The sequence below is a fragment of the Salinivirga sp. genome (assembly GCF_035268865.1).
GTDB lineage: Bacteria > Bacteroidota > Bacteroidia > Bacteroidales > Salinivirgaceae > Salinivirga.
Window position 1 is genome coordinate 1 of sequence record NZ_DATFKB010000120.1, and the last position, 3,420, is coordinate 3,420.

General features: G+C 42.7%; 4 protein-coding genes and 1 pseudogene. All 5 read right to left on the reverse strand.

The window, feature by feature from the left end:
• Positions 1 to 15: 15 nt before the first annotated feature.
• Positions 16 to 363, reverse strand: a complete 348-nt coding sequence (locus VJ937_RS07320; protein ID WP_324066247.1) for a TfoX/Sxy family protein — start codon at positions 361 to 363, stop codon at positions 16 to 18.
• A 29-nt stretch (positions 364 to 392) separates the two neighbouring features.
• Positions 393 to 1,487: an alanine racemase gene (locus VJ937_RS07325; RefSeq protein WP_324066248.1), complete on the reverse strand. Its 1,095-nt coding sequence runs from the start codon at positions 1,485 to 1,487 to the stop codon at positions 393 to 395.
• A 162-nt stretch (positions 1,488 to 1,649) separates the two neighbouring features.
• Positions 1,650 to 2,195, reverse strand: a complete 546-nt coding sequence (locus tag VJ937_RS07330; RefSeq protein ID WP_324066249.1) for a hypothetical protein — start codon at positions 2,193 to 2,195, stop codon at positions 1,650 to 1,652.
• 191 nt (positions 2,196 to 2,386) lie between these two features.
• Positions 2,387 to 2,899 carry a peptide-methionine (R)-S-oxide reductase MsrB gene (msrB, locus tag VJ937_RS07335; RefSeq protein ID WP_057953948.1) on the reverse strand — a complete coding sequence of 171 codons (513 nt, stop codon included), beginning with the start codon at positions 2,897 to 2,899 and terminating at the stop codon, positions 2,387 to 2,389.
• Positions 2,900 to 3,152: 253 nt separating this feature from the next.
• Positions 3,153 to 3,420 (reverse strand): annotated as a pseudogene (locus VJ937_RS07340) (malate dehydrogenase); the annotation flags it as partial.

Consider the following 3,420-nt stretch of genomic DNA (forward strand, 5'->3'; position numbering starts at 1 on the left):
AAAACAGTGCTTTTTTTATTGTTTTTTTCGCTTGCTGCGCCGGGCCTCGGGGTTAAATTCAAGGCAGCGTTGTACCCATGTTTCCAGGTCTGTATCCATGTCTACTTCAATGGGTGGTACCAGCACAAAGCCTTTCATGGAACGGCCCGATTTATCCAGAGGCGTACACGCTTTTTGAGCCATGAGCTCTTCAGAATGCCGGGGATCAATGCGGGCAATGAGAGCATCTTTCATCACGCCCACACATAGTTTATCATCCACCATAAAGCACAAGCCGCCAAACATCTTTTTTTCTTCGAAGAATACTTTTTGTACTTCTAAAACATGCTTTATGCGATATGCCAGGTGTTCGTCGTAGGCCATTGTTTTAATTTGTTTTGTGTCATTCTTTTTTAACTGTGCCGAAATCGTTCAATATTTTTACTGTCAGTGGTGATGTATTGATTGTAAATGTCGGCAGTCATGCACGAATGCACGGGCAACACGTACACCAAATCGCCAATGTCAAATTTATCTTTCTGCGTTTCGGGCAAACTAACGATTCCATGCTCCTGCGACAAGCGTTTTACAATCATTCCAGGAATGGGCTCACCCCAGCCATCACCCTCTTTTTCAACAAGCTGGCCATAAACCGGACTTTGATTAATTCGGAGCATATCTTTCGAAAGGTGCACGCCTCCGCCATAGATCACCATCTCATTGCGATCTTTATGCAATGCAACTACCGGGCAGGCCACAGCAACTGCAATTTGGCCAGGGCTACAGGAGCCAAAACTCAACTGCATGAGATCATAAAACACAAAGTTGCCTGGACGAATTTCATCTATCCCTGAAAAATGGTCAACCAAACTACACGATGGTGTGTCGCCTATGGAAGCAATAATACCGGGATGTGACCCAATATAGTGCGCTTTTAATTGGAGCATGGCCAAATTTTCGTCGTTCCGAATTTTAAGAATATCCGTAATGGTATTGGTATGATAAGTGTGCCCGGCATGGGATAAAAAGCCAACAAACTTTAGTTTGCCCGGCTGTTTGGCTGCAGCCAGGATTTGGTCGATAGACGCAAAATCTGTGGGCGCCACACCCGTGCGGTGTGCTCCGGTGTCAATTTTAATGTAAAAACTCACAGGGTGGGTCAGCTTTTCATGCAGCAGTTCGAGCACTTCTGCACTTTCTACCAGCAGGCTCAGCTTTACCCGGCCTGCAAGTTCGTTAATGGCCGCAAGCTCCCGCACATTTACCGGAAAAGCAATGAGTATATCGTCCCATTCCGTGGCAAAATACTGTGCCATACCCACCGAGGAGACCGTTATTTTGGCAACGCCGTGTTCCTTAAACCACCGGCCAATCTCCAGCGACTGATGGGTTTTGAAATGCGGGCGAAATTCCACCCCGGCATCTTTTGCCTTATGCGCCATTTGGGCAATGTTGGTTTTGCATTTTCGCTCGTCGAGGATAAGTGTGGGTTGGGTGATTTGTTGCATAATTTTAATTTCTGCTGTATTGGCATTTCAATATAACGCATTTTCCGGTTTATGCCATACCCGATTCCGGCAAAATGCGGCACATAAGCTAATAGCAGCACACACAAACCACGTAAACCACTGGCTCAATGAGGCGTGATGACATCATCAGATATAAAAAATCTAATTATGGATTAAGGAGACCACCAAATTATTTGAACGCAATACAATTTGAAAGATCACTAAAATCAGGAGGATTGTTAAAAAAGCAAACTTCAAAGAGACCTTCATTTTTTTACTACCCCACCAGGCTAATGCGCCAAGCAAGAGCCAGACAAAAATTGGTAAAATCCAGGGCGACATCCCCAGGTGATCGCTCACAATAGCCTCGTCCTGACTCATTAAAGGACTAACCAAATAAGGCCAAATCCTTAACGTTACCGGTTCTATTAAAAAGCCATAAAGCCATTTTGCAGGTCCAAAAACATACATTAAAACAAGTGCAACAATACCCTGAAGTATGGTAATTACAGGCCCCGCACTTACCACAACCGGGTAATGCCATGATGCTGCATAGCTGCCGTCAACCGGGTAGGCCCTGTTGAGATTCATCCCCATATCGTTTCCTAAAAATACGCCTGTAATATAGTGGCCGAACTCATGTATTAAGCAACTGGCAATCACCACCAAAAACAATATACCAATATAGTTTAACGTAATCTTATTCATTTTGCACCTATTTTGTTCTTAAAACCTGTCAGCAAATAAATTAATCTACTGAACACATCAAAATTACCAAAAAAAGCTGATGTATAGAAATGAACAAGAATTCAGATAAACTATCATAGCAGATTATTGCCCGGATAGAAGAATAAATTCTGAAAAGTTCTGGATATTGTAATAACCCTCCGATCATGTTTTTACTTCTCATCGGGCTCAAAATCGAGCACAATGGAGTTCATGCAGAAGCGCTTTCCGGTAGGTTCCGGGCCATCGTCAAAAATGTGTCCCAGGTGCGAATCGCAGCGGGCACATTCTACCTCTATACGGTTCATACCCAATGAATGGTCGGGTTTATAATTTACACTGTTGGGCCTGACCGGCTCAAAAAAGCTTGGCCATCCGCATGAACTGGCAAACTTAGCAGTGGAACGAAACAACTTGTTTCCGCAAACAGCGCAGTAATAAGTTCCTTTAGCTTCGCTGTCCCAATATTTTCCTGTAAAGGGTCGTTCTGTGCCCTCTTTTCGTGCTACACGATAAACATCTTCGGGCAAAATCTTTTTCCATTCCTTATCGGATACGTTTAAATGGGTAGTATCTGTACGCGAATAATACGGATTATTCATCTTTTGTGTCTCTTTTTTATCCTGTCCCTGAGAACTACAATTCGTTGTCATTACAAATAATATGGCAATTAGAACAATTCTCATTATTTAAAATTATTAAATATAGCAGGCTTTAAAGCCCGCTAAAATAAAGACAAATACAGGCATGTTTTGTTTGATACTAAAATTAAAAGTATTCGATATGGCGATTTCCAAAAACAAGCATTCATAATTTTTGCTGTCTCTGGATCTTAAATTACCCTGTATTATTAAAAGTATACGCTGAAAAAAAACATCTTCACATCAAAAAAGCGCTTTACCATCCGGCAAAGCGCTTCTGTACGGTATTTTTATGTGGTTAATCCAGAATGTTCATACCTTTCAGGGTTTCCAGGGTCTCTTTCACTGATTCGGCAGATTTGTCCAGCATATCGCGTTCCTCTTTGTTCAGGTCGATCTGGATAATTTTCTCAATGCCCTGACGTCCTAAAATAATAGGCACTCCAAGATAAAGGTCGTTTAGCCCGTATTCGCCATCGAGATAGGCTGCAACGGGATAGAAACATTGCTGATCGTCGATTACTGCTTCTACCATTTGTGCTGCTGCAGCTCCCGGGGCATACCAT

Coding starts and splice junctions, on each gene's coding strand:
- VJ937_RS07330 (WP_324066249.1), bottom strand. CDS start 2,195: ATGAATAAGATTACGTTAAACTATATTGGTATATTGTTTTTGGTGGTG.
- VJ937_RS07325 (WP_324066248.1), bottom strand. CDS start 1,487: ATGCAACAAATCACCCAACCCACACTTATCCTCGACGAGCGAAAATGC.
- msrB (WP_057953948.1), bottom strand. CDS start 2,899: ATGAGAATTGTTCTAATTGCCATATTATTTGTAATGACAACGAATTGT.
- VJ937_RS07320 (WP_324066247.1), bottom strand. CDS start 363: ATGGCCTACGACGAACACCTGGCATATCGCATAAAGCATGTTTTAGAA.